The sequence below is a fragment of the Stenotrophomonas sp. YJH_SMC_54 genome (assembly GCF_059368435.1).
In genome coordinates, this window is the sequence record NZ_JCAFRS010000004.1 from 14197 (window position 1) to 36878 (window position 22682).

General features: G+C 66.7%; 26 protein-coding genes. 15 read left to right on the top strand and 11 right to left on the bottom strand.

The features are described from left to right. Positions 1-34: 34 nt before the first annotated feature. Positions 35-994 (top strand): sodium:calcium antiporter, encoded by a 960-nt coding sequence (locus tag AC5P5S_RS05720; RefSeq protein ID WP_062605506.1) that lies wholly within the window; start codon positions 35-37, stop codon positions 992-994. 74 nt (positions 995-1068) lie between these two features. On the opposite strand, the gene AC5P5S_RS05725 is transcribed toward AC5P5S_RS05720, so the two are convergent. The 8 genes from AC5P5S_RS05725 to AC5P5S_RS05760 form a co-directional block, all read right to left on the bottom strand. Beyond that, positions 1069-1458: a Na+/H+ antiporter subunit G gene (locus AC5P5S_RS05725; RefSeq protein WP_005414707.1), complete on the bottom strand. Its 390-nt coding sequence runs from the start codon at positions 1456-1458 to the stop codon at positions 1069-1071. Continuing rightward, positions 1455-1739 (bottom strand): K+/H+ antiporter subunit F, encoded by a 285-nt coding sequence (locus AC5P5S_RS05730; RefSeq protein ID WP_005411334.1) that lies wholly within the window; start codon positions 1737-1739, stop codon positions 1455-1457. The genes AC5P5S_RS05725 and AC5P5S_RS05730 overlap by 4 nt, the downstream gene beginning before the upstream one ends. Further along, positions 1736-2242 carry a Na+/H+ antiporter subunit E gene (locus AC5P5S_RS05735; protein WP_005411333.1) on the bottom strand — a complete coding sequence of 169 codons (507 nt, stop codon included), beginning with the start codon at positions 2240-2242 and terminating at the stop codon, positions 1736-1738. The genes AC5P5S_RS05730 and AC5P5S_RS05735 overlap by 4 nt, the downstream gene beginning before the upstream one ends. Then, positions 2239-3774: a monovalent cation/H+ antiporter subunit D gene (locus tag AC5P5S_RS05740; RefSeq protein ID WP_062605508.1), complete on the bottom strand. Its 1536-nt coding sequence runs from the start codon at positions 3772-3774 to the stop codon at positions 2239-2241. Before AC5P5S_RS05740 ends, AC5P5S_RS05735 begins: the two co-directional genes overlap by 4 nt. Beyond that, the gene (locus tag AC5P5S_RS05745) at positions 3771-4163 is read right to left on the bottom strand and encodes a Na+/H+ antiporter subunit C (RefSeq protein ID WP_012481447.1); all 393 of its coding nucleotides are present in this window, start codon (positions 4161-4163) and stop codon (positions 3771-3773) included. Before AC5P5S_RS05745 ends, AC5P5S_RS05740 begins: the two co-directional genes overlap by 4 nt. Further along, positions 4163-6991, bottom strand: coding sequence for a monovalent cation/H+ antiporter subunit A (locus AC5P5S_RS05750; RefSeq protein ID WP_059035644.1), 2829 nt, complete (start codon positions 6989-6991; stop codon positions 4163-4165). Before AC5P5S_RS05750 ends, AC5P5S_RS05745 begins: the two co-directional genes overlap by 1 nt. 333 nt (positions 6992-7324) lie before the next feature. Then, positions 7325-7810 carry an Mpo1 family 2-hydroxy fatty acid dioxygenase gene (locus AC5P5S_RS05755; protein WP_005411329.1) on the bottom strand — a complete coding sequence of 162 codons (486 nt, stop codon included), beginning with the start codon at positions 7808-7810 and terminating at the stop codon, positions 7325-7327. Positions 7811-8014: 204 nt separating this feature from the next. Then, complete coding sequence (locus tag AC5P5S_RS05760; protein ID WP_043034284.1) at positions 8015-8941, bottom strand: phosphoribosylaminoimidazolesuccinocarboxamide synthase; 927 nt, start codon at positions 8939-8941, stop codon at positions 8015-8017. Positions 8942-9085: 144 nt separating this feature from the next. Between AC5P5S_RS05760 and AC5P5S_RS05765 the strand changes: the two genes are divergently transcribed. From AC5P5S_RS05765 to AC5P5S_RS05810, 10 genes are all read left to right on the top strand, one after another. After that, positions 9086-9415, top strand: coding sequence for a J domain-containing protein (locus tag AC5P5S_RS05765; RefSeq protein ID WP_005411327.1), 330 nt, complete (start codon positions 9086-9088; stop codon positions 9413-9415). Positions 9416-9444: 29 nt separating this feature from the next. Then, entirely contained in the window at positions 9445-10119 is a 675-nt protein-coding gene (rpe, locus tag AC5P5S_RS05770; protein WP_005414702.1) for a ribulose-phosphate 3-epimerase, read from the top strand. A 59-nt stretch (positions 10120-10178) separates the two neighbouring features. Beyond that, entirely contained in the window at positions 10179-10661 is a 483-nt protein-coding gene (locus AC5P5S_RS05775; RefSeq protein WP_062605509.1) for a GNAT family N-acetyltransferase, read from the top strand. A gap of 262 nt (positions 10662-10923) precedes the next feature. Beyond that, positions 10924-11853: a lipid kinase YegS gene (gene yegS, locus AC5P5S_RS05780; RefSeq protein ID WP_062605514.1), complete on the top strand. Its 930-nt coding sequence runs from the start codon at positions 10924-10926 to the stop codon at positions 11851-11853. Between the two features lie 300 nt (positions 11854-12153). Further along, positions 12154-13629 carry an anthranilate synthase component I gene (gene trpE, locus AC5P5S_RS05785; RefSeq protein ID WP_024957679.1) on the top strand — a complete coding sequence of 492 codons (1476 nt, stop codon included), beginning with the start codon at positions 12154-12156 and terminating at the stop codon, positions 13627-13629. Between the two features lie 66 nt (positions 13630-13695). After that, the gene (locus tag AC5P5S_RS05790) at positions 13696-14475 is read left to right on the top strand and encodes an SIMPL domain-containing protein (protein WP_049407132.1); all 780 of its coding nucleotides are present in this window, start codon (positions 13696-13698) and stop codon (positions 14473-14475) included. Between the two features lie 2 nt (positions 14476-14477). Continuing rightward, complete coding sequence (locus AC5P5S_RS05795; RefSeq protein ID WP_012481439.1) at positions 14478-15065, top strand: anthranilate synthase component II; 588 nt, start codon at positions 14478-14480, stop codon at positions 15063-15065. Between the two features lie 16 nt (positions 15066-15081). Continuing rightward, positions 15082-16113 (top strand): anthranilate phosphoribosyltransferase, encoded by a 1032-nt coding sequence (gene trpD, locus AC5P5S_RS05800; RefSeq protein ID WP_049395616.1) that lies wholly within the window; start codon positions 15082-15084, stop codon positions 16111-16113. A 75-nt stretch (positions 16114-16188) separates the two neighbouring features. Next, on the top strand, positions 16189-16983 hold the full coding sequence (gene trpC, locus AC5P5S_RS05805) for an indole-3-glycerol phosphate synthase TrpC (RefSeq protein ID WP_062605847.1): 795 nt from the start codon (positions 16189-16191) through the stop codon (positions 16981-16983). Then, on the top strand, positions 16980-17696 hold the full coding sequence (locus AC5P5S_RS05810; protein WP_005411318.1) for a haloacid dehalogenase-like hydrolase: 717 nt from the start codon (positions 16980-16982) through the stop codon (positions 17694-17696). The genes trpC and AC5P5S_RS05810 overlap by 4 nt, the downstream gene beginning before the upstream one ends. A gap of 116 nt (positions 17697-17812) precedes the next feature. On the opposite strand, the gene AC5P5S_RS05815 is transcribed toward AC5P5S_RS05810, so the two are convergent. Then, positions 17813-18574, bottom strand: coding sequence for a sulfite exporter TauE/SafE family protein (locus tag AC5P5S_RS05815; RefSeq protein WP_005411317.1), 762 nt, complete (start codon positions 18572-18574; stop codon positions 17813-17815). Positions 18575-18636: 62 nt separating this feature from the next. Continuing rightward, positions 18637-19326, bottom strand: coding sequence for a cAMP-activated global transcriptional regulator CRP (gene crp / locus AC5P5S_RS05820; protein WP_495276294.1), 690 nt, complete (start codon positions 19324-19326; stop codon positions 18637-18639). Between the two features lie 149 nt (positions 19327-19475). Between crp and speD the strand changes: the two genes are divergently transcribed. Further along, positions 19476-20270: an adenosylmethionine decarboxylase gene (gene speD, locus AC5P5S_RS05825; RefSeq protein ID WP_005411315.1), complete on the top strand. Its 795-nt coding sequence runs from the start codon at positions 19476-19478 to the stop codon at positions 20268-20270. Positions 20271-20439: 169 nt separating this feature from the next. Continuing rightward, complete coding sequence (locus AC5P5S_RS05830) at positions 20440-20760, top strand: DMT family transporter (protein WP_005411314.1); 321 nt, start codon at positions 20440-20442, stop codon at positions 20758-20760. Positions 20761-20846: 86 nt separating this feature from the next. On the opposite strand, the gene coq7 is transcribed toward AC5P5S_RS05830, so the two are convergent. After that, positions 20847-21491, bottom strand: coding sequence for a 2-polyprenyl-3-methyl-6-methoxy-1,4-benzoquinone monooxygenase (gene coq7, locus AC5P5S_RS05835; RefSeq protein ID WP_005411313.1), 645 nt, complete (start codon positions 21489-21491; stop codon positions 20847-20849). A gap of 198 nt (positions 21492-21689) precedes the next feature. Here coq7 and rplM point away from each other — a divergent pair, with 198 nt between their 5' ends. After that, positions 21690-22118 (top strand): 50S ribosomal protein L13, encoded by a 429-nt coding sequence (gene rplM / locus AC5P5S_RS05840; protein ID WP_005414692.1) that lies wholly within the window; start codon positions 21690-21692, stop codon positions 22116-22118. 2 nt (positions 22119-22120) lie between these two features. Next, a complete protein-coding gene (gene rpsI / locus AC5P5S_RS05845) occupies positions 22121-22513 on the top strand; it encodes a 30S ribosomal protein S9 (RefSeq protein WP_005411311.1) in 393 nt (130 codons plus the stop codon). Positions 22514-22682 lie beyond the last annotated feature (169 nt).

Below are 22682 nucleotides of genomic sequence, written 5' to 3' on the forward strand. Positions count from 1 at the left end.
TAGAATCGCGCCACGACCGCTGGGGGAGTGCTCGATGATCGCCATTGCCATTGCCTGGTTCCTGCTCGGCCTGCTGCTGCTGGCGTTGGGCGGGGACTCCATCGTCAAGGCCGTGTCCGGCCTGGCCCAGCGTTTCGGCGCCAGCCCATTCACTGCCGGGCTGTTGCTGCTCGGGGTGACCACCTCGTTGCCGGAACTGGCAGTCAACGCGCGCGCCCTGGCGGTGGGCCAACCGGAGCTGGCACTGGGCAACGCGGTGGGCAGCAGCATCGTCAACCTGGGCTTGACCCTGGCCGTGGCGGCCATGGCTGCGCCCCTGCTGCTGCGCGCGCGCCTGCAGACGGTGCTGTGGTGGTCGCTGCTGGCGGCGGGTGTGCTGCTGATCCTGTTCGGGCTTGATGGCGGCCTGGCACGCTGGGAGGGCTGCATACTGCTGGCCGGCTTCATCGTGGTGCAGGTGCTGCTGCTGCGCCGTGGCCGTAGCGAGAGCGCCGAGGTGCAGGTGGCCATCGCCGAGTCCGCACTGAGCCGCACCAGCCTGCCGTTGAACGTGCTGCGCGTGCTGATTGCCGCGTTGGCGCTGTACTGGGGCGCGCGCCTGGTGGTGGGCGCCGCCGCCGACTTTGGCGCCGCCCTGGGTTGGACGCCGCTGCTGGTCGGCCTGCTGCCGGTGGCGATCGGTACCGCACTGCCGGAGGTGGCCACCGCCATCGCCGCCGCGCGTCGCGGGCATGGCGACATGGTGCTGGGCCACGTGCTGGGTTCCAGCGTGGTCAACCTGCTGCTGGTGATCGGTGCGATGGCCGTGCTGCAGCCGCTGGCGCTGCCGGCCTCGTTCGTGCGCCTGGAACTGCCGGCGTTGCTGGCGTTCGCGCTGGTGCTGTACCCGATGCTGCGTGGCGACCTGAAGATCAGCCGCGGCGAAGGTGTGATCCTGCTGGTCGCGTTTGTCGGCTGGTTCGTGCTGGAGCTGCTGCTGGTCGGCGCGGCATGAGGTAGTGCCGGCCGCTGGCCGGCAACCCCATGGCCTTCGACGGAGCCCTTGCGGCAGCCGGCCAGCGGCCGGCACTACCGGTTCTGCGTGGCTTCCTCTTCCCGCACCGGCTCCGGCGGCGGCAGCTGCTCCTCGGCGGCACGTTCGTTGCCTGGCAGGGTGGGGCGGGTCTCCATCAGCAGCGACAGCGCGGCCTTGGCCATCATGTGCGCGCTGATCGGTGCGGTGATGAACAGGAACACGGTGATCAGCAGCTCGCGCGGCTGCGGGTCCTGGCCGAGGAAGATGTGGTAGCAGACCGAGCACACCAGCACGCAGCCCACGCCCAGCGTGCTGGCCTTGGTCGGCGCGTGCAGGCGCTTGAAGAAGGTCGACAGCTTCACCAGGCCCAGTGCGCCGACCAGGATGAAGAAGCAGCCGAACAGCAGCAGGATCGACAGGCCGATCTGGATCGCGGTGATCATTCGACGATGTCCCGGCGCAGCACGAACTTGCTCAGCACCACGGTGCTGCCGAAGCCGAGCATGGCGATGATCAGCGCCGCCTCGAAGTAGATCGGCGAATTGAGGTACATGCCGAACAGCATCAGCTCGGCGATCGCGGTCACCGACAGGGTATCCAGCGCAAGGATGCGGTCGGGCACGGTCGGCCCGCGCAGCAGGCGCCAGGTGGCCAGCAGCATGGCCAGGCCGACCACGTGCATGCACACCACCAGTGTGGTCTGGATGACTTCAAAACCGGTCATGGGAAGATCTCCATCAACGGCGCCTCGTAACGGCGCTTGATCGTATCGATCAGGTCCTGTGGGTCCTCCAGGTGCAGCACATGCACCAGCAGGAACTTGCGGTCGTCGCTGAGCGCGGCCGAGACCGTGCCCGGGGTCAGGGTGATCATGCTGGTCAGCGCGGCGATGCCGTGGATGTTGGCGATGTCCAGCGGCAGCCAGATGAAACCCGGGTGGATGTTCTTTTCCGGGCCCAGCACCTGCAGGGCGACGCGGATGTTGGACATCAGGATGTCCCACAGGGTCACGCACACCAGCCTGGGCAGTGGCCGCAGGGTGCCGATACGGGCGAACTCGCGGTCCAGGCGCGCGGCGAACAGCGGCACCACCACGCCCAGCAGCAGCCCCAGCACGATCTGGCCGAGGGTGAAGCTGTCGGACATCAGCAGCCAGAACGCCACCACCATGATGCTGAGCATCGGCGAGGGAATCAGGCGACGGAACAGGGAGCGCTGGGCGGTCATGGCTGGCGGATCTCCGGCGTGGTCGCACGCAGTTGCTGCACGTACTCGCTGGGTTGCAGCAGCTGTGCGGCGGTGGCGTCGGTGTAGCGCATCAACGGTGCCGCAGCCAGGGTCATGCCGATGCCGTAGGCCAGCAGCAGGCAGGCGGCGTAGAGTTCTACCCGGCGCAGGGGAGCCTTGCGCGGCTTCGGTGCCTCCGGATCGACCGGCGGCACGCGCCAGAACAGGCGGATGCCGCCGCGGGTCAGGCCCATGATCACCAGCAGGCTGCTGACCAGCACGGCGGTCCAGACCGGGCCGATGTACTGCGCCGGCATGCCGGCCAGCAGTGTGGCCTTGGCCAGGAAGCCGGACAGAGGCGGCAGGCCGGCCACCGACACTGCCCCGATCAGGAACAGCACCGCCGGCGTTTCCTTGCCCGGCATCGGCGCCACCACCTCCTTGCGGTCGCTGGCGCCACCACGGCGGCGGCGGATCAGGTCGGCAACCAGGAACAGCGCAGCGGCCACGAAGCTGCTGTGCGGCAGGTAGTACAGGCCGGCCGACAGCACCTGCGGCGTGCCCACCGAGAAGGCGATGAACAGTGTGGCTGCCGACACGATGACCAGGTAGGAAATCAGTACGCGCAGGCGGGTCGCGGCCAGGGCGCCGAGCCCGCCCAGCACCAGCGTCGCCACGCCGGCCCACAGCAGCCAGTCGCGGCCATAGCCGGCCATCGCGCCCGCGTCATCGCCGAACCACAGCATCTGGATGCGCAGCACCGAATACAGGCCGACCTTGGTCATGATCGCGAACAGCGCCGCCACTGCGGCCGGTGCGCGCGAATAGGCTTCCGGCAGCCACAGGTACAGCGGCATCAGCGCGGCCTTGGCGCAGAACACCAGCAGCAACAGGCCCATCGTGGCCTTCACCAGGGTCAGCTGCGTCGGCGGCACCGCGGCAATGCGCTGCGACAGCTCGGCCATGTTCAGCGAACCCAGCGTGGCGTACAGCAGGCCCAGCGCGATCAGGAACAGGGTCGAGGCGGTGACGTTGAACACCACGTAGTGCAGGCCGATGCGCATGCGCAGGCCGCGGCCACCGCTGAGCAGCAGGCCGTAGGAGGCGATCAGCATCACCTCGAAGAACACGAACAGGTTGAAGATGTCGCCGGTCAGGAACGCACCGTTGAGGCCGACCAGCTGGAACTGGAACAGTGCATGGAAGTGCGGTGCGCGGCGGTCCCAACCCGAGCAGGCGTGCAGCAGGCAGGGAATGGCCAGCAGCAGGGTGGTCAGCAGCATCCATGCCGACAGCCGGTCGGCCACCAGCGCGATGCCCAGCCGCGACGGCCAGTCGCCCAGCAGGTAGACGTTGATGTCACCGCCCGCGGTCGACGCGAACAGCAGGCCCACCGCCAGCGCCAGCGCCGACAGCGAGGTCCACGCGACCGCGCGCTGCACCCTGGGGCCGTAGCGGCGGTGTTCGACGAACAGCGACAGCGCGGCGCCGAGCAGCGGAATCAGGATCGGCAGGATCACCAGATGGTTCATGCGCGATCCTCGCCCTGGCGCGCCGATGCGCTCTCATCCTGCAGGTCGTCGTCGGGCTCGTGGGCGTCCACATGGTCGCTGTGGTTGTCGCTGCGGCTGCGCATGGCCAGCACGATGCTCACTGCGGTCATCGCGAAGGCGATCACGATCGCGGTCAGCACCAGTGCCTGCGGCAGCGGGTCGGTGTAGTTGCCCAGGTGGCTGTCCACGCCCTCCTGCAGCACCGGCGCCTTGCCCAGCACCACGCGGCCACCGGCGAAGATCAGCAGGTTGGTGGCGTAGGACAGGAAGGTCATGCCGAGGATCACGTCGAAGCTGCGCGCACGCAGCAGCAGGTAGATGCCGATGGCGGTCAGCACGCCGATCGCGGTAGCCAGGGCCAGTTCCATCAGTGCATCTCCCCGGTGCGGGCCGAACGGCGTTGCAGGTCGATCTCACCCTTGCGGGCAGCGCGGGTACGCGACGGCTTGATCGTGCCCATCATCGACAGCATCAGCATGGCGCCGCCGAACACCACCAGATACACGCCGATGTCAAAACCGATCGCGCTGGCCAGCGGCACGTCGCCGATCAATGGCAGGTGCAGGTCGAGGTGGCCACTGGTCAGGAACGGCACGCCGAACAGCATCGAGGCGCTGCCGCTGAGCAGGGCGATCAGCAGGCCCATGCCGATGCAGCGGATGTAGTCGAAGCCGAAGCGCGATTCCACCGACGCGGTGCCCTGGATCACGTACTGGATCAGCAGCGGCACCGCCAGCACCAGGCCGGCGATGAAGCCACCACCGGGCGCGTTGTGGCCGCGCAGGAACAGGAAGATCGACACGGTCAGCGTCAGCGGGAACATGATCTGCGCCAGGTCGGCCGGTACCGGCAGCTTGATCGGCGGGCCGGGCATGATCTGTTCCGGTGCCATCCGCGTGCGCCGCAGCAGTGCGTGCACCACCAGCGCGGCGATGCCGAACACGGTGATCTCGCCGAAGGTATCGAAGCCGCGGAAGTCGACCAGGATCACGTTGACCACGTTCTGGCCGTAGGCCTCGGGCAACGCACGGGCGAGCAGTTCGCCGGCCATGGTGTTCGGCGGCAGGGTCATCGCCGAATAGGCCAGCGCACCCAGCCCGGCGCCGGCGATGATCGCGATCACCGCATCGCGGCGCTTGCGCCAGCGCGGACGTTCCGGCCCGGACTGCGCGGGCAGGTAGTTCATGCCCAGCAGCATCAGCACCAGGGTCACCATCTCCACGAGCAGCTGGGTCAGGGCCAGGTCGGGTGCGGACAGGAACACGAAGGTCAGCGCCACCATCAGGCCGACGCCGCCGACCAGCAGCACCGCCAGCAGGCGCTGCTTGTAGATGCGCAGGGTGGCCACCGCGCAGGCCATCATCACCAGCCACAGCGCCCAGCCCAGCAGCGGCATCGGCTGTGGCGCGGTCCAGTTTGGCGACGCCGGATTTGCCACGAATGGCGCGGCGGCAACTGCGATCGCCACCAGCACCAGGCCCAGCAGCATGCGCTGCAGGCTGCCGTTGGCGATGCCGTTGGTCAGGCGCATGGCCAGTGCGGACACGGCATCCAGCTGTGCATGGAACACATTGCGGCCAGTGCTGACGTTGGTCACGGCATGCAGGTTGATCAGCTTGCGCAGGCCGAAGTACAGCGCCACGCCGCCGATCACGCCGATCGCGCTCATCGCCAGCGGCAGGTTGAAGCCGTGCCATACCGCCAGACTGTACTCGGGCATGGCGCTGCCGAGGATCGACGCCGCAGCGGCATGCAGCACCGGTGCCACGGTCAGTGCCGGGGCGATGCCAACTGCCACGCAGATCACCACCAGCAGTTCCACCGGTACCTTCATCCAGCGCGGCGGCTCATGCGGCACGCGATCCAGGTCGTGCGGGCCGGGGCCAAAGAAGGTGTCGTGCACGAAGCGCAGGCTGTAGGCCACCCCGAATACGCCAGCCAGCAATGCGGCGATCGACACCGCCGTGCGCATGATTCCCGGGCCTCCGGCCGTGATCGCCTCGGCAAACAGCATTTCCTTGGACAGGAAGCCGTTGAGCAGCGGGATGCCGGCCATCGCCAGCGAGGCGATGATCGCCAGCGCGCTGGTGAACGGCATCAGCCTGCGCAGGCCGCCCAGCTTGCGCATGTCGCGGGTGCCGGTCTCATGGTCGATGATGCCGGCGGCCATGAACAGCGAGGCCTTGAAGGTGGCGTGGTTGAGGATGTGGAACACACCGGCCACCACCGCCATCGGCGTGGACAGGCCGAACAGCAGGGTGATCAGGCCCAGATGGGAAATGGTCGAATAAGCCAGCAGGCCTTTCAGATCGTGCTGGAAGATCGCGTTCCAGGCGCCGATCAACAGGGTGATCGCACCGATGCCGCTGACCGTGTAGAAGAACAGGTCGCTGCCGGCCAGCGCTGGATGCAGGCGCGCCAGCAGGAACACACCGGCCTTCACCATGGTGGCCGAGTGCAGGTAGGCAGAGACCGGAGTGGGCGCGGCCATCGCGTGCGGCAGCCAGAAATGGAACGGGAACTGCGCGCTCTTGGTGAAGATGCCCGCCAGCACCAGGAACAGCGCGTACGGGTACAGCGCGCTGGCGCGGATCTGCTCGCCGGCGGCCAGCACCACGTCCAGGTCGAAGCTGCCGACGATGCGCCCGATCAGCAGTACGCCACCGAGCAGCGCAAGGCCGCCGCCGCCGGTGATCACCAGCGCCATCCGCGCGCCCTCGCGGGCGTCCTGGCGATGTGACCAGAAACCGATCAGCAGGAACGAGCTGATGCTGGTCATTTCCCAGAAGATCATCAGCAACAGCAGGTTGCCCGACAGCACCATGCCCAGCATGGCGCCCATGAACAGCAGCAGGTAGCAGTAGAAGCGGTGCGCGTTGTCCTGCTGGCTCAGGTAGTAGCGCGCGTACAGCACCACCAGCGCGCCGATGCCCAGCACCAGCCCGGCGAACATCCACGCCAGCCCGTCCAGGCGCAGGGTGAAGTCCAGGCCGATCTGCGGCAGCCAAGGGACCATCGTCCGCACCACCTGGCCGTCGAGTACGGACGGGGTCAGCCAGCCGAGGATGGCCAGTCCGCCCAACGGCGCCAGCGCCGCCAGCCAGGCAGCAGTCGAGCGCGAACTACGGGGGAAGGCCGCAACAGCCGCTGCCATCAGGAACGGCAGGGCCAGCAGCAGGGGCAGGCTGGGGAGCATGCAGGGAATCCATGATTCACGAGCAGGTCAGGGAGGATAACAGGCTGCGAAATGTCGCTGAAACCCATCGAACAGCGATCAATTGCATGTAACGTCCGCTGATTCATATTTTCTGCGACGCAACATCGCGTTCCTGCAGTCCCTCCCCGGTTGCCCTCGGGTGACGCCCTACGTCCACGCAGGGAGACCGCAGGCCCTGTCGCACAGGGGCTGCCGTCGACGGGCGGGAAGTGGGGAGCGGATCACCGGCGCAGGCTGGCAGGGCCGTCGTGGAGTGCGGGTGATGGAATCTGCCCGTTCAGGAAACGAGGGGCGCCGTCGACCCTGGGCAGGTCAGTAGCGCCAGTCGAGCTTGCGGTAGAACTTGGCCATCACCCAGGCCGGGCCGATCAGCAGGTAGGTCAGGTCGGTCAGGAAGCTGGGCTTGCGGCCCTCGAACTTGTGGCCGATGAACTGCGCGATCCAGGCCACCACGAACACGCCCACCGCCAGCCAGAACAGGTTGTGCAGGCCGATTTCGGCCTCCAGCAGGCGGCACAGGCAGCCGAACACGAAGAACTGGATGAGCATGCCGATGCCCAGCGGGCGCGACAGTTTGTTGTAGAAGCACCAGGCGCTGAACATCGCGAACGCCGACCAGATGCCGTACTGGAACCAGGTGATCAGCGGCGGCAGGCACCAGAGCAGAGCCACCACCGACCACAGGATCGCCGGGACCGCCACCACGTGGATGCGCTGGTTGATCACATTGCGGTGGTCGTCGGAGTAGCTGGCGAAATAGCGGTCGATCGGCCGCGCAAGCTCGGTGGATGTCTGCATGCTGCGTTGCTTCCTCGGACAACGGTAGTGCCGGCCGCTGGCCGGCACTCCAAAGCATAGCCGAGTTCGTGAGGTTGCCGGCCAGCGGCCGGCACTACCAGAGCCAGGCCATGCCTGGCTGCAGGTGTTCGTGAGGTTGCCGGCCAGCGGCCGGCACTACCCTTCAGAGCGCCCCCCGCCTTTCCGGCCGGGGGCGCAGGCGCATCAGTCGACGCTGATCCCGGCCAGGCGCTGCAGTGCCTCGGCATACTTGGCGCGGGTGCGCTCGATGATCTCGGCCGGGATGGTCGGGCCCGGGGCGGTCTTGCCCCAGTCCAGCGTCTCCAGGTAATCGCGCACGAACTGCTTGTCGTAGCTCGGCGGGCTGGTGCCCACTTCGTACTCGTCGGCCGGCCAGTAACGCGAGGAATCCGGCGTCAGCATCTCGTCCATGATGTACAGGCGGCCATCGGCGTCGGTACCGAACTCGAACTTGGTATCGGCCAGGATGATGCCGCGCTCGCGGGCGTAATCGGCCGCGAACTTGTAGATGCGCAGGGTGGCGTCGCGCACGCGCTCGGCCAGTTCCGCACCGACCTGCTTCACCATCGCATCGAAATCGATGTTCTCGTCATGATCGCCCACGGCGGCCTTGGTCGAGGGGGTGAAGATCGGCTCGGGCAGCTGCTCGGCCTGGCGCAGGCCGTCGGGCAGGTCGATGCCGCTGACCTTGCCGGTGCGCTGGTAATCCTTCCAGCCGCTGCCGATCAGGTAGCCGCGGGCGATCGCTTCCACCGGCACCGGCTTCAGCTTGCGGGTGACCACCGCGCGCCTGGCATACAGGGCCGGGTCCACGCCTTCGGGCAGCACGCTGGCCACGTCGATGCCGGTCAGGTGGTTGGGCATCAGGTGCGCGGTCTTGGCGAACCAGAAGTTGGAGACCTGACAGAGCATCTCGCCCTTGCCCGGAATCGGGTCGGGCAGGACCACGTCGAACGCCGACAGGCGATCGGTGGCCACCATCAGCAGGTACTCGCCCGGCGGGGTTCCGGCTGGCAGCCGCTCGCGCGGGATATCGAACACATCACGCACCTTGCCGCGATGGCGCAAGGGCAGGCCGGGGAGATCGGATTGCAACAGCGTGGTTGGCACGGGCACTCCTGGGGCGTTGTCGATACGGCTGCTGCCCAACGGACCCGGCGGGCCCGCTGACCAGCGGGCGGCCTAGTGTAAAGCCGTCCGGGCCCGCTGTGACGTAAAATGAGCGTCCATTTCGTCGGTCGACCCCGGAGCGCCATGCGCTGGTACGGAAAACTGCTCGGATTCATCGCCGGCGCCCTGCTGTTCCGGCCCAATCCGCTGTTCGGGGCGGTGGTCGGCCTGCTGATCGGCCATGCCTTCGATTCGGACTGGTTCCGCCTGAACAAGGAGAATCCGTACCGGGAGCTGGGGCTGACCTCCGAGGCCACCGATGCCGAGGTCGAGCGCGCCTACCGCAAGCTGATCTCGCAGTACCACCCCGACAAGCTTGGCGGCGCCGCCCCCGAGCTGCAGCAGCAGGCCGAGCAGAAGTCGCGGCGCATCAACGCCGCCTACGACCGCATCAAGACCCTGCGCAAGCGCTGACCCCTTTCCCCTCGTTGCAAGGCCCGGCCATGTCCCACTGCCTCATCGCCCCCTCCATCCTGTCCGCCAACTTCGCCCGCCTCGGCGAGGAAGTCGACAACGTCCTCGCCGCTGGCGCGGACTGGGTCCACTTCGACGTGATGGACAACCACTATGTGCCGAACCTGACCATCGGCCCGATGGTCTGCCAGGCGCTGCGCAAGCACGGCGTGACCGCGCCGATCGACGTGCACCTGATGGTCGAGCCGGTGGACCGCATCATCCCGGACTTCGCCGAGGCCGGTGCCACCTACATCAGCTTCCACCCGGAGGCGAGCCGCCACGTGCACCGCACCATCCAGCTGATCCGTTCGCTGGGCTGCAAGCCGGGCATCGTGCTCAATCCGGCCACGCCGGTGGACATCCTCGACTGGGTGCTGGATGACCTGGACCTGGTGCTGCTGATGTCGGTCAACCCGGGCTTCGGCGGCCAGGCCTTCATCCCCTCGGCGCTGGACAAGCTGAAGGTGGTGCGCAAGATGATCGATGCCAGCGGCAAGGACATCCGCCTGGAGATCGACGGCGGCGTGAAGGCCGACAACATCGGCGAGATCGCGGCTGCCGGTGCCGACACCTTTGTCGCCGGCTCGGCCATCTTCAACGCCAAGACCAGCTACCAGGACGTGATCGCGCAGATGCGCGCCAACGTCGCCGCCGCCCGCTGACAAAAAGGGGACGGAGGGGATTAATCTCGTTTAATTCCCTCCGTCCCCTTTATCTGCGCATGGCACTGTTGAACATCCGTCCGGCCACCGTGGCCGATGCTGGCCTGATCCTGCATTTCATCCACGAACTGGCCATCTACGAGAAGGCCGAGCATTCGGTACAGACCGATGAGATCGGCATCGCCGAGAGCCTGTTCGGCGCCGATGCCACGGCGCGCGCGTTGATCTGCGAAGCCGACGGCGAGGCCATCGGCTATGCGGTGTACTTCTACAACTACTCCACCTGGCTGGGCCGCAAGGGCATCTACCTGGAAGACCTGTATGTCAGCCAGGAAAAGCGCGGCGTGGGCGCCGGCAAGGCACTGCTGAAGTACATCGCACGCCAGGCCGTGGCCGAGGGCTGCGGTCGCTTCGAATGGTCGGTGCTGGACTGGAACACCCCGGCCATCGAGTTCTACACCGCTGCCGGTGCGAAGCCGCAGGACGAGTGGACGGTGTACCGGCTGCAGGGCCAGGCGCTGCACGATTTCGCCAACGGGTGAAGCGAAGTGCATCCACGCATGGCGTGGATCTACCAACCGGGTGGGTGCGAACCTTGGTTCGCACTCCCTGCACACCCCAAAAAAAAAGCCACGCCAATCACTGGCGTGGCCTCGCTGCATGCGTGGGAGGCTGATCCTGCCTCCATCCGTCGTCCCTGCTATGGACTCCCATTCTCCGGTAGCTGAATGACATCTGCGTGACATTCACCGCAGGCAAACAGCGCATTGCTAGCCTGTGCCACCGCATCCCTGGAAGCTCTGCATGACCACCCCGCGCTGGCGCCTGATCCTCAACGGCAAATCCGCCGGCAATGATGAGTTGCGCGACGCCGTCGGCCATTGGCGCGGACAGGGCGTGCAGCTGGAAGTGCGGGTGACCTGGGAGGACGGTGACGCCGAGCGCTATGTCGCCGAGGCGATCGACCATGGCGTGGATGTGATCGTGGCCGCCGGTGGCGATGGCACGCTCAGTGCAGTGGCCGAGACACTGGCGCATCGTGAGGAGCTGGCAGATGCGCTGCCCTCGCTGGCGCTGATCCCGATGGGGACCGCCAACGATTTCGCGACTGCGGCCGGCATACCGACCGAACCGAAGGAGGCCTTCGCCTTGATCGGGCAGGCGACGCCGCACGCCATTGACCTGTTGCGCGTGGACGCCGATGGCACCCAATGGTGGTGCGCCAATCTCGCCAGCGGTGGCTTCGGCACGCAGGTGACGGTGGAGACTGATGCGGGCTTGAAGAAGATGCTGGGCGGGCTGGCCTATGTGATCACCGGCATCGCCAAGCTGGGCCGCATCGAGCCGATCACCGCACGGTTGTCCGGTCCGGACTTCGCGTGGGAAGGCGACTTCATTGCGCTCGGCATCGGCAATGGTCGCCAGGCCGGTGGCGGCCAGCAACTGTGTCCGCAGGCATTGATCGATGATGGGCTGCTGGATGTCACCGTGCTTCCGGAACTGGAGGGTGAGGTCACCGCCACGCTCGGCCAGATGCTGAAGTCGGGCACCCAGGCCGCGCTCGAACAGCTGGCCACGCGCGCGCGGCTGCCGTGGCTGGAGATCGCATCTGAGCGCCCACTGACCCTCAATCTGGATGGCGAGCCGGTACAGGCCCGCCAGTTCCGCATCGAGTGCGTGCCGGGCAGGGTGCGGATGCATCTTCCGCCTGGCTGCCCGTTGCTGGGTGGGTAGGGAGGTAGAGTCGACTGTTAGTCGACTGCTCTTCGTTCCGACGGCGTAAAACCCCGCGCTACGCGCGCAAGTCGACCAACAGTCGACTCTACCGGTCCGCGTCGTCGGTTCCCGTGGCTGGCCCCGCCCGTCCCGTGGTTCAGTTTTCCAGGGTTCCCCTGCCGTCCAAGCTGCGATACAGTCAAGGGGTGTCCAGCCTGACGACCCCGCATACCCTTTCTTCCGCACGCCGTTGGTGGCGATGGTGGCCCGTTGCCGTCGTCCGCCCCCATAACGCTGTGTCCCGGAAGGAAAGTCGTCTTGAACTCGCACGCTCAGTTTCAGCAGCAGGCCGCTGAAGGCCACACCCATATTCCCGTCGTCCGCGAAGTGCTGTCCGACCTGGACACGCCGCTTTCGGTCTATCTGAAGCTCGCCGACGGCCCCAATACCTACCTGTTTGAATCTGTCGAAGGCGGCGAGCGCTTTGGTCGTTACTCGATCATCGGCCTGCCGGCGCGCCGCGTGTACGCCTTCCACGGCCACACGCTGACCGTGCGCGAAGACGGCCAGGTGGTGGACACCCGCGAGGTGGCCGACCCGTTCGCCGAGGTCGAGGCGCTGCGCAGCGCCCACTCGGTGCCGAAGCTGGAAGGCCTGCCGGGCTTCACCGGTGGCCTGGTCGGCTGGTTCGGCTTCGAGTGCATCGGCTACATCGAACCACGCCTGGCCCCGCCGGCCGGCCGCGATGAGCTGGGCACGCCGGACATCCTGCTGCTGGACTCCAACGAGCTGGCCGTGTTCGACAACCTCAAGGGCCGCCTGTACCTGATCGTGCACGCCGACCCGCGTGTCGACGGCGCCTTCGAACAGGCGCAGGCGCGCCTGGATGCACTGACTGCCAAGCTGCGCGCGCCGGGCGCCGGCTATCCGGCACCGCTCAACAGCGATGTGCTGGATGAATCCGATTTCGTCTCCGGTTTCACCCGCGAAGGCTTCGTCGATGCGGTCCAGCGCAGCAAGGAATACATCCGCGCCGGTGACATCTTCCAGGTGGTGCTCAGCCAGCGCCTGAGCGTGCCGTTCAAGGCGCGGCCGGTGGATGTGTACCGCGCGCTGCGTGCACTGAATCCGTCGCCGTACATGTATTTCCTGGATGTCGGCGACCTGCAGGTGGTCGGCTCCTCGCCGGAAATCCTGGTGCGCCTGCAGGATGGCGAAGTCACCGTGCGCCCGATCGCCGGTACCCGCCCGCGTGGCGCCACGCCCGAGCAGGACCTGGCGCTGGAAGCCGAGCTGCTGGCCGACCCGAAGGAACGCGCCGAGCACCTGATGCTGATCGACCTCGGCCGCAACGATGCCGGTCGTGTGTCCAGGGCGGGCACCGTGGAAGTGGGCGAGCAGTTCGTGATCGAGCGCTACAGCCACGTCATGCACATCGTCAGCGAAGTGACCGGGCAGCTGCAGCCGGGCCTGAGCTACGCCGACGTGCTGCGTGCCACCTTCCCGGCAGGCACCGTCAGCGGCGCGCCGAAGATCCGCGCGCTGGAAGTGATCCGCGAGCTGGAACCGATCAAGCGCAATGTCTACGCAGGCAGCATCGGCTACATCGGCTGGCACGGCGATGCCGATACCGCGATCGCGATCCGCACCGCGGTGATCAAGGACGGCCGCCTGTACGTGCAGGCCGGCGCCGGCATCGTCTACGACTCGGACCCGGACAAGGAATGGGACGAGACGATGAACAAGGGCCGCGCGCTGTTCCGCGCCGTTGCCCAGGCTGCCAAGGGCCTGTAAGCCTGCCTCGCCACGGCGCCGCGCCGTGGTCGTTCCGCTGTTCCCGTTGAAGACAAGGAGTACCGCATGAAGCTGCTGAGCGCATTGCTGTGGTCGTCACTGCTGGCCACGATGGCCCCGTCTGCGTGGGCGCAGGCCAATACCATTCCCTCGCAGCCGCACCTGCTGGTGAAGGGCGAGGCGCGTCGCGTGGTGATGCCGGACCGGTTCGGCCTGCAGTTGAACATCGAAGAGACCGACATGGACGCCGACGCCGCGCGCCGCCGCGTGCAGGACAACGTTGCCCGCGTGCTGGCACTGTTCAAGCAGCACAAGGCGGTGGAAGGCAGCGTGCGCGCGGACAACCTGCGGATTGGTCCTGCGACGCGCTATGAGCAGAATCGGCAGGTTTTCATCGGCACCCGCGTGTCACGCCAACTGCGCGCCAGCTTCGCCAGCGTCCAGCAGATGCAGGACGTGCTGGGGGCGCTGAAGGCCAACGAGAACGTGCAGGTCAGCAGCGTGGCCCCGACCTACTCGGGCGAAGTGGCGCTGCGCCGCGAACTCAAGGGCGAGGCGGCGGCCCAGACCCGCCAGTCTGCGCAGGGCCTGGCCAAGGCCTACGGCACCCAGCTGCGTGGCCTGTACAGCATCTCCGATGTGGCGCCGAACTTCGCCTATGGCGTGCAGGCGGGCAACTGGCCCAGCAGTGGGGATCTGGTGACGCCGCCCTCGCCGCCCGCGCCCGAGGCACCGATGAACAGCATCGAGACCACGGGCTCGCGCCTGCGCGAGTCGGTGGAAGCCGGCCCCATCACCTACACCGAAAACGTGTACGCCATTTTCCTGATAAGCGACGGAACCTGACCATGTTGTGGATGATCGACAACTACGACAGCTTCACCTACAACCTCGTGCAGTACCTGCAGACGCTGGGCGCCGAGGTGAAGGTGGTGCGCAACGATGCAATGAGCGTGGACGAGATCGCCGCGCAGAAGCCCGAGCGCATCGTCATCTCGCCCGGCCCGTGCACGCCCAACGAAGCGGGCGTGTCGCTGGAACTGATCGAGCGCCTGGGCCCGACCACGCCGATCCTCGGCGTGTGCCTGGGCCACCAGGGCATCGGCCAGGTCTACGGCGGCACGGTCATCCGTGCCGGCAACATCATGCACGGCAAGACCTCGCCGATCCGCCATGAAGGCAAGGGCGTTTTCGCTGGCCTGCCGGACCGCTACCAGGCCACCCGCTACCACTCGCTGGTGGTGGACAAGAACAGTCTGCCGGACTGCCTGGAAGTGACTGCCTGGACCGAGAACGACGACGGCTCGATCGAAGAGATCATGGGCCTGCGCCACCGCCAGTTCCCGGTGGAAGGCGTGCAGTTCCATCCCGAGTCCATCCTCACCGAACACGGCCACGCCCTGCTGCGCAATTTCCTGCAGCGCCCGGCGGCCTGATCCAAGGAGCATTCCCATGAGCTTCTCCCCCCAGGAAGCCCTGCATCGCACCATCGAACATCGCGAAATCTTCTTCGACGAAATGGTCGACCTGATGCGGCAGATCATGCGTGGCGACGTGTCGCCGATGATGACCGCCGCCATCCTCACCGGCCTGCGTGTGAAGAAGGAAACCATCGACGAGATCGCCGCTGCGGCCACGGTCATGCGTGAATTCGCGCTGGCCGTGCCGGTGGCCGATACCACCCACCTGGTCGACATCGTCGGCACCGGGGGCGATGGCTCGCACACCTTCAACATCTCCACCTGTGCGATGTTCGTCGCCGCTGCGGCCGGTGCGCGCGTGGCCAAGCACGGCAACCGCAGCGTGTCGTCCAAGTCCGGCAGCGCCGATGCGGTGGAAGCGCTGGGCGCGGCCATCGAGCTGCAGCCGGCCCAGGTGGCCGCCGCGATCGAACAAACCGGTATCGGCTTCATGTTCGCGCCCATCCACCATCCGTCGATGAAGGTGGTCGCGCCGGTCCGCCGCGAGATGGGCGTACGCACCATCTTCAACATCCTTGGCCCGCTGACCAACCCGGCCAGCGCGCCGTCGGTGCTGATGGGCGTGTTCCACCCCGATTTAGTGGGTATCCAGGCACGCGTGCTGCGCGAGTTGGGCACCGAGCGCGCGATGGTGGTCTGGGGCCGTGACAACATGGACGAGATCTCGCTGGGCGCCGGCACCCTGGTCGGCGAACTGCGCGACGGCAAGGTGCGCGAGTACGAGATCCACCCGGAGGACTTCGGCATCGCCATGTCGGCCAGCCGCAACCTGCGCGTGGACGGCCCGGAACAGTCCATCCAGATGCTGCGCGCCGTGCTCGACAACGAGCCGGGCCCGGCGCTGGACATCGTCGCGCTGAATGCCGGTGCCGCCCTGTACGTGGCCGGTGTGGCCAGCGACATCGGCGATGGCCTGGCCCGCGCCCGTGCCGCCATCGCCAATGGCAGCGCCCGCCAGCGCCTGCAGCAGTATGTGGAGACCACCCGCGCGCTGGTTGCCTGAGCGCGCGGTTCAGCCTGACCCTCTCGATGGCCGATAATGGCCGTCCTCACCGCCCCCCGCACCGACCCGAAGACGATGAGCGACATCCTGCAGACGATCCTGGCCCGCAAGGCCGAAGAAGTGGCCCAGCGCCGCGCCCAGCGCCCGTTCGAGGAGCTGCAGGCCGCCGTGGCCAGCGCCCCGCCGGTACGTGGCTTCGTGCGCGCGCTGCAGGCGGCGGTGGCCAATGGCGACCCGGCGGTGATTGCCGAGGTGAAGAAGGCCAGCCCTTCCAAGGGCGTGATCCGCCCGGATTTCCGCCCGGCCGACATCGCCGTCAGCTACGAGTTCGGTGGCGCCAGCTGCCTGTCGGTGCTGACCGACGTGGACTTCTTCCAGGGCGCCGACGCCTATCTGCAGCAGGCCCGCGAAGCCTGCACGCTGCCGGTGCTGCGCAAGGATTTCGTCATCGACGCCTACCAGGTGTACGAGGCGCGCGTGCTGGGCGCCGACTGCATCCTGCTGATCGTCGCCGCGCTGGACGATACCCAGCTGGCCACGTTGTCCGAGCTGGCGCTGTCGCTGGGCATGGACGTGCTGGTGGAAGTGCATGACATCGACGAACTGGAGCGCGCGCTGCAGGTGCCGGCGCCGATGATCGGCATCAACAACCGCAACCTGCGCACCTTCGAGGTGTCGCTGCAGACCACGCTGGACATGCAGCAGGCGGTGCCGCGTGACCGCCTGCTGGTCACCGAGAGTGGCATCCTCGGCCTGCAGGACGTCGCGCTGATGCGCGATGCCGGCATCCATGCATTCCTGGTCGGCGAGGCCTTCATGCGCGTGGAAGAGCCGGGCGAGGGCCTGCGTCAGCTATTCTTCGCGGCATGACAACGCACTATCCGACGCCGCGCGACGATGCGCCGCTGGTGGTCTTCGATTTCGACCACACCCTCTACGACGGCGATTCGGGCACCCATCTGTTCGCCTCGCTGATCAAGCGCAACCCGCTGCGCATGCTGGCCGCGCTGCTGGTCACGCCGATCGCCGGGCCGTTGGTGGCGATGCTGCCGACCCGCCGAACGGGTATTTCGGTCTACGTGTGGATCGGCAGCTTCGGCCTGCACCGTGCGCGCGATTTCAACAAGGTGATCGATGCCTACGTGCTGCGCAACGAGGCGCAGATGCGCGCCAAGCTGCTGCCGCAGGCGCTGGAGGTGTTCGCCGCGCACCGCGCCAAGGGCGACCGTGTAGTGGTCGCCACCGGCGCGCCGCCGGAACTGGCCCGCGCCATCCTGGCGTTCGTTGCCCACCAGGACGTGCCGGTGATCGGCACCGAGGTCGGCCCGCGACTGGGCGGCGTCGGCCCGACCCGCCACTGCCACAACGAAGAAAAGATGCGCATGCTGCGCGAGCGCGGCTACGGCAATATCGACATCGCCTACTCCGACAGCACCGCCGACCTGCCGTTGCTGCTGGCCGCCAAGGCGCCGGTGGTGGTGAACCCGAAGCGATCCAGGGTGGACTTCTTCCGCCGCGTGCTGCCGGCCGGCACCCGCATCCTCAACTGGGGCTGCGTGGACCGCGGCGGCGACAAGGCGTAGCCCGGGGCCGGATCCCGTCCGGGGCCTGACCCCATCGCACGATGACGGATCTGCCGGCCAGCGGCCGGCACTACCCTCCTCCGTCCCGGTAGTGCCGGCCGCTGGCCGGCAAACGCTCAATGCCCCAGGTACCCGTACACCGCATGGCCGATCTGGAACAGGCTGATCCCCAGCACCAGCACGCCAACGGCCACCAGCACCCAGCGCTCCTTCACCCGCTTGACCAGGATCGCCGCCACCGGCGCGGCCATCATGCCGCCGATCAGCAGGCCGGCGACGATCTGCAGGTGCTGCACGCCCATCGACAACAGGAAGGTCGCTGACACGGTCAACGTGACCACGAATTCGGCCGCGTTGACCGTACCGATGGTGGTGCGCGCCTGGCCGCCACGGGCGAGCAGGGTGGACGTGGCGATCGGTCCCCAGCCGCCACCGCCGCTGGCGTCCAGCAGGCCCGCGAAGAAGCCCAGCACCGGTACCCGGCGGATCTCGCCCTTGGGCATCCAGCGCCCCGCGGCGCGCGCCAGGATGATGATCGCCAGCACCAGCAGGTACAGGTAGATGAGGGGGCGGATGATGTCGCCGGGGATCTGGGTGAGCACGTACGCGCCCAGGGCGCCGCCCACCGCACCGGGCAGGGCCAGCCGCAGGAACAGGCGTTTATCGACATTCCCGGCGGCGAGGTGCGACACGCCCGAGGCGCCGGTGGTGAACACTTCAGCGGTGTGGATGCTGGCGCTGACCTGCGCCGGTGGCAGGCCCATGCTCAGCATCACCGACGAGGACACCAGGCCGAAGGCCATGCCCAGTGCGCCGTCAACCAGCTGCGCGCCAAGGCCGATGAGGATGAACCACCAGAATTCGCTGCTCAGTTCCATGCACCGAGCCTAGCGCGCGAAGGAGTGCGGACCAAGGTCCGCACCCACCGGGTGCTCAACCGTCAACGGGTGCCGTACAGCACCACGGTCTTGCCGCGGGCATGCAGCAGGCCGTCGGTCTGCAGCTTCTTCAGCACGCGGCCGGCCATTTCGCGCGAGCAGCCGACCAGGCGCGCCAGTTCCTGGCGTGACACGCGCAGCTGGCTGCCCTGCGGATGGCTCATCGCTTCTGGTTCCTGCGCCAGATCGTGCAGTGTGCGCACGATCCGATCGGTAACATCCAGGAATGCCAGGCGACTGGCCTTGCGGCTGGTATCGAGCAGGCGCTTGGAAATCTGCTGGCCCAGCGCATACAGCAGGCGCGGGGCGTCGGCCGACAGCGGGCCGAGGAACAGCTGGTGCAGGCGCTCGTAGCTGATTTCGGCCAGTTCGCAGGCGGTACGGGTCCGCAGGATCACCTCGCGGCGGTCCGATTCGACGAACAGGCCCATTTCGCCAACGAACTCGCCGGCACCGAAGTAGCCCAGCACAAGCTCTCGATCGTCATCTTCCTCGGCCATGATTGAAACCGAGCCGCTGACAACGTAATACAGGGTTCCCGCCGGGTCACCGGGTCGGAGGACGTCGGTACGGGTGGGATATCGCCGCCGGTGGCTGTGCGCCAGGAAACGATCGATGGTGGCGATATCCAAGGCCAGTGGACTGCTAGCTAGGCGCACGGTTGACACGATAGGGGCGCTCCCTCTGCGCATGAACGGATTCACGGGGTCGATAGCGGAGCTTAACCAGCGCAATTGTTAAGGGCAAACAGTGTGCCAGAACTCTTGCGTCTTCACGTTCCCCCCGGGGGCAGTTTGCCCCATAATTCCCCCTTTCCCTTCTTACACAGGAATCGACCGCCGTGGTCAAGCCGTTGCCTCGCCTGAGGCTGCAGGGTTTCAACAACCTCACCAAGGCGCTGAGCTTCAACATCTATGACGTGTGTTACGCGCGCACCGAAGAGGAGCGTCAGCGTTACATTGAATACATCGATGAAGAGTACAACGCCGACAGGCTGACTCAAATCTTGACCGATGTCGCCGAGATCATCGGCGCCAACATCCTGAACGTGGCCCGCCAGGACTACGACCCGCAGGGTGCCTCGGTGACCATCCTGATCTCCGAAGAGCCGGTGATCGACAAGAAGCTGGCCGGCAAGGAGCTGATCTCCGACGCCGTGGTCGCGCACATGGACAAGAGCCACATCACTGTCCACACCTACCCGGAAACCCATCCGCAGGAAGGTATCGCGACGTTCCGCGCGGACATCGACGTGGCCACCTGTGGCGTCATTTCCCCGCTGAAGGCCCTGAACTACCTGATCGAGAGCCTTGAGTCGGACATCGTGATCATGGACTACCGCGTCCGTGGCTTCACCCGCGATGTGAAGGGCAAGAAGCACTTCATCGACCACAAGATCAACTCGATCCAGAACTTCCTGGCCAAGAACATCAAGTCGCGTTACGAGATGTTCGACGTCAACGTCTACCAGGAAAACATCTTCCACACGAAGATGCACCTGAAGGACTTCGACCTGGACCAGTACCTGTTCGAGGAAAAGGCCAAGAACCTGTCGTTCAAGGAACGCATGAAGATCGAAGCGCTGCTCAAGCGCGAGATCGAAGAGCTGTTCCACGGCCGCAACCTGTCCGAGTAAGCCCCATGTGCGATGCCCGCAGGCATCGCCACCCAGGCGGGACGACCCGCCCCGTGGAACCAGTGCCCCCGCACGCGTTACAGTTCCACGGTGATGTACCGACCCACGGCCCGGTGTGAAAACACCGGGCCGTTTCGTTTTTTTCAAAAAAGGTAAGGAGCCCCCACCCATGCCCTGGATCTACCTGCTGCTGGCCGGCCTGTTCGAGATCGGTTTCGCCCTCGGAATGAAGTACTCCGAAGGCTTCAGCAAACCCCTGCCCACCGCTGCCACGGTGGTATCCGCGCTGATCAGCCTGTACCTGATGAGCCAGGCGATGAAGAGCATCCCGGTCGGCACGGCCTACGCGATCTGGACCGGTATCGGTGCCATGGGCGTGGCGGTGCTGGGCATCTACCTGTTCAACGACAGCGCATCGCCGGCCCGCCTGGCCTGCGTGGGCCTGATCGTGGCTGGTGTGATCGGCCTGAAGCTGGTCTCGCCGAACTGATTGATGGCCCGACCAACGGTCGGGCCCCACCGTCGGCCCCCCCCCGCACCTCTTGGTAGGCCCGCACCGTTGGTGCGGGCGACCCTTCAAATGCGGTAGGCGATGGTCTTCATCACCCTGGAGGCCAGTGCCATCACGCCCGGGATCGGGAACGGCAGGCGGCGAGCGCCGGCCTGCTCGGCGTGGTCCGCATGGCGGGCCTCGTCTTCCTTCATCACCGCGATGACCGCGCGGCTGCGCAGGTCGCCGGCCGGCAGGTCGACCAGGTGCTCGTCCAGGTGGGCCTCCACCTGGCGCTCGGTCTCGACCACGAAGCCCAGGTTCCAGCCGTCGCCGCGCAGCCCGGCCAGGGTGCCGATGGTGTAGCTGCCGGCGTACCACAGCGGGTTGAACAGGCTCGGACGGCTGTCCAGTTCGGCCAGCCGGGTGGCGCACCAGGCCAGGTGGTCGGTTTCTTCCTGCGCCGCTTCCAGCAGGTGTTCCCGCGTGGCCGGGTCGCGCGCCACGGCGGCCTGGCCGAAGTACAGGCCCTGCGCGCAGACCTCGCCGACGTGGTTGATCCGCATCAGGCCTGCGGCATGGCGCCGCTCGGCGCTGTCCATGCCGGGCTCGCCGGTGTCCGTGGCGGGGTAGGGGCGGGCCGCCGGCGGATTGCCGAACACTGTGTCCAGGGCGCGCTGCGCCTCAGTCAGCAGGTGGTCCAGCGGAGTGGTCTGGCGGAGCACGGTCATGGCAGTACGCGGTGGGGCGGAAGACACCCCGATTCTCGCCCGGCCCCGCGCCCCTGCCAACCCGGCCCAGGGGACGGGTTGCGCTCCCGCGGCAGGATGAGTACAATCCCGCCTCTTACGCTTCACCTTTTTACAACGCGTGGCAGAGTTCCGGCGAGCCTTTCGCCGCAATGAGCCCGACCTAACCTAGAGTTCTTCATGAGCACTTTCACTGCCAAGAACGAGACCGTCCAGCGCGACTGGTACCTCGTCGACGCCGAGGGCAAGACCCTGGGCCGTCTCGCCACCGAGCTGGCCCGCCGTCTGCGTGGCAAGCACAAGCCGGTCTACACCCCGCACGTTGATACCGGCGACTACCTGGTCGTCATCAATGCAGAAAAGATTGCCGTCACCGGCAAGAAGCTGCAGGACAAGATGTATCACCGTTTCACCGGTTACATCGGCAACCTGAAGACCGAGTCCCTGGCCCAGGCGCTGGAGCGCCACCCGGAGCGCGTGATCGAGATCGCCGTGAAGGGCATGCTGCCGAAGGGCCCGCTGGGTCGCCAGATGTACCGCAAGCTCAAGGTCTACGCTGGCACTGAGCATCCGCACGCCGCACAGCAGCCGCAGGTTCTGGATATCTAATCATGGCTATCACTCAAAACTACGGCACTGGCCGCCGCAAGTCCTCCACCGCTCGCGTGTTCCTGCGCAAGGGTTCGGGCAACATCACCGTCAATGGCCGTCCGCTGGACGAGTTCTTCGGTCGTGAGACCGCGCGCATGATCGTGCGCCAGCCGCTCGAGCTGACCAAGAACACCGAGAGCTTCGACATCCTGGTCACCGCCGCTGGCGGCGGCACCACCGGCCAGGCCGGTGCGATCCGTCTGGGCATCGCCCGTGCTCTGGTCGAGTACGACGAAACCCTGAAGTCCGAGCTGCGCAAGGCTGGCTTCATGACCCGTGACGCCCGTGAAGTCGAGCGTAAGAAGGTCGGTCTGCACAAGGCCCGCCGCGCCACCCAGTTCTCCAAGCGCTGATTTACCGCGCCTGGTTGGGCTCCTTCGGGAGCCCGCTGGATGGAAAAGCAAAAGCCCGGCTTCGGCCGGGCTTTTGTCGTTCCGGGGTCATGGATTTCCTGGTCGCCGGCCAGCGGCCGGCACTACCCGTGGTCTCGCGTGTCGGGAGGGTGGGGTCAGGGCCTTTCCC

Coding starts and splice junctions, on each gene's coding strand:
- AC5P5S_RS05720 (WP_062605506.1), top strand. CDS start 35: ATGATCGCCATTGCCATTGCCTGGTTCCTGCTCGGCCTGCTGCTGCTG.
- AC5P5S_RS05725 (WP_005414707.1), bottom strand. CDS start 1,458: ATGATCACCGCGATCCAGATCGGCCTGTCGATCCTGCTGCTGTTCGGC.
- AC5P5S_RS05730 (WP_005411334.1), bottom strand. CDS start 1,739: ATGACCGGTTTTGAAGTCATCCAGACCACACTGGTGGTGTGCATGCAC.
- AC5P5S_RS05735 (WP_005411333.1), bottom strand. CDS start 2,242: ATGACCGCCCAGCGCTCCCTGTTCCGTCGCCTGATTCCCTCGCCGATG.
- AC5P5S_RS05740 (WP_062605508.1), bottom strand. CDS start 3,774: ATGAACCATCTGGTGATCCTGCCGATCCTGATTCCGCTGCTCGGCGCC.
- AC5P5S_RS05745 (WP_012481447.1), bottom strand. CDS start 4,163: ATGGAACTGGCCCTGGCTACCGCGATCGGCGTGCTGACCGCCATCGGC.
- AC5P5S_RS05750 (WP_059035644.1), bottom strand. CDS start 6,991: ATGCTCCCCAGCCTGCCCCTGCTGCTGGCCCTGCCGTTCCTGATGGCA.
- AC5P5S_RS05755 (WP_005411329.1), bottom strand. CDS start 7,810: ATGCAGACATCCACCGAGCTTGCGCGGCCGATCGACCGCTATTTCGCC.
- AC5P5S_RS05765 (WP_005411327.1), top strand. CDS start 9,086: ATGCGCTGGTACGGAAAACTGCTCGGATTCATCGCCGGCGCCCTGCTG.
- rpe (WP_005414702.1), top strand. CDS start 9,445: ATGTCCCACTGCCTCATCGCCCCCTCCATCCTGTCCGCCAACTTCGCC.
- AC5P5S_RS05775 (WP_062605509.1), top strand. CDS start 10,179: ATGGCACTGTTGAACATCCGTCCGGCCACCGTGGCCGATGCTGGCCTG.
- yegS (WP_062605514.1), top strand. CDS start 10,924: ATGACCACCCCGCGCTGGCGCCTGATCCTCAACGGCAAATCCGCCGGC.
- AC5P5S_RS05790 (WP_049407132.1), top strand. CDS start 13,696: ATGAAGCTGCTGAGCGCATTGCTGTGGTCGTCACTGCTGGCCACGATG.
- AC5P5S_RS05795 (WP_012481439.1), top strand. CDS start 14,478: ATGTTGTGGATGATCGACAACTACGACAGCTTCACCTACAACCTCGTG.
- trpD (WP_049395616.1), top strand. CDS start 15,082: ATGAGCTTCTCCCCCCAGGAAGCCCTGCATCGCACCATCGAACATCGC.
- trpC (WP_062605847.1), top strand. CDS start 16,189: ATGAGCGACATCCTGCAGACGATCCTGGCCCGCAAGGCCGAAGAAGTG.
- AC5P5S_RS05810 (WP_005411318.1), top strand. CDS start 16,980: ATGACAACGCACTATCCGACGCCGCGCGACGATGCGCCGCTGGTGGTC.
- AC5P5S_RS05815 (WP_005411317.1), bottom strand. CDS start 18,574: ATGGAACTGAGCAGCGAATTCTGGTGGTTCATCCTCATCGGCCTTGGC.
- crp (WP_495276294.1), bottom strand. CDS start 19,326: ATGCGCAGAGGGAGCGCCCCTATCGTGTCAACCGTGCGCCTAGCTAGC.
- AC5P5S_RS05830 (WP_005411314.1), top strand. CDS start 20,440: ATGCCCTGGATCTACCTGCTGCTGGCCGGCCTGTTCGAGATCGGTTTC.
- coq7 (WP_005411313.1), bottom strand. CDS start 21,491: ATGACCGTGCTCCGCCAGACCACTCCGCTGGACCACCTGCTGACTGAG.
- rplM (WP_005414692.1), top strand. CDS start 21,690: ATGAGCACTTTCACTGCCAAGAACGAGACCGTCCAGCGCGACTGGTAC.
- rpsI (WP_005411311.1), top strand. CDS start 22,121: ATGGCTATCACTCAAAACTACGGCACTGGCCGCCGCAAGTCCTCCACC.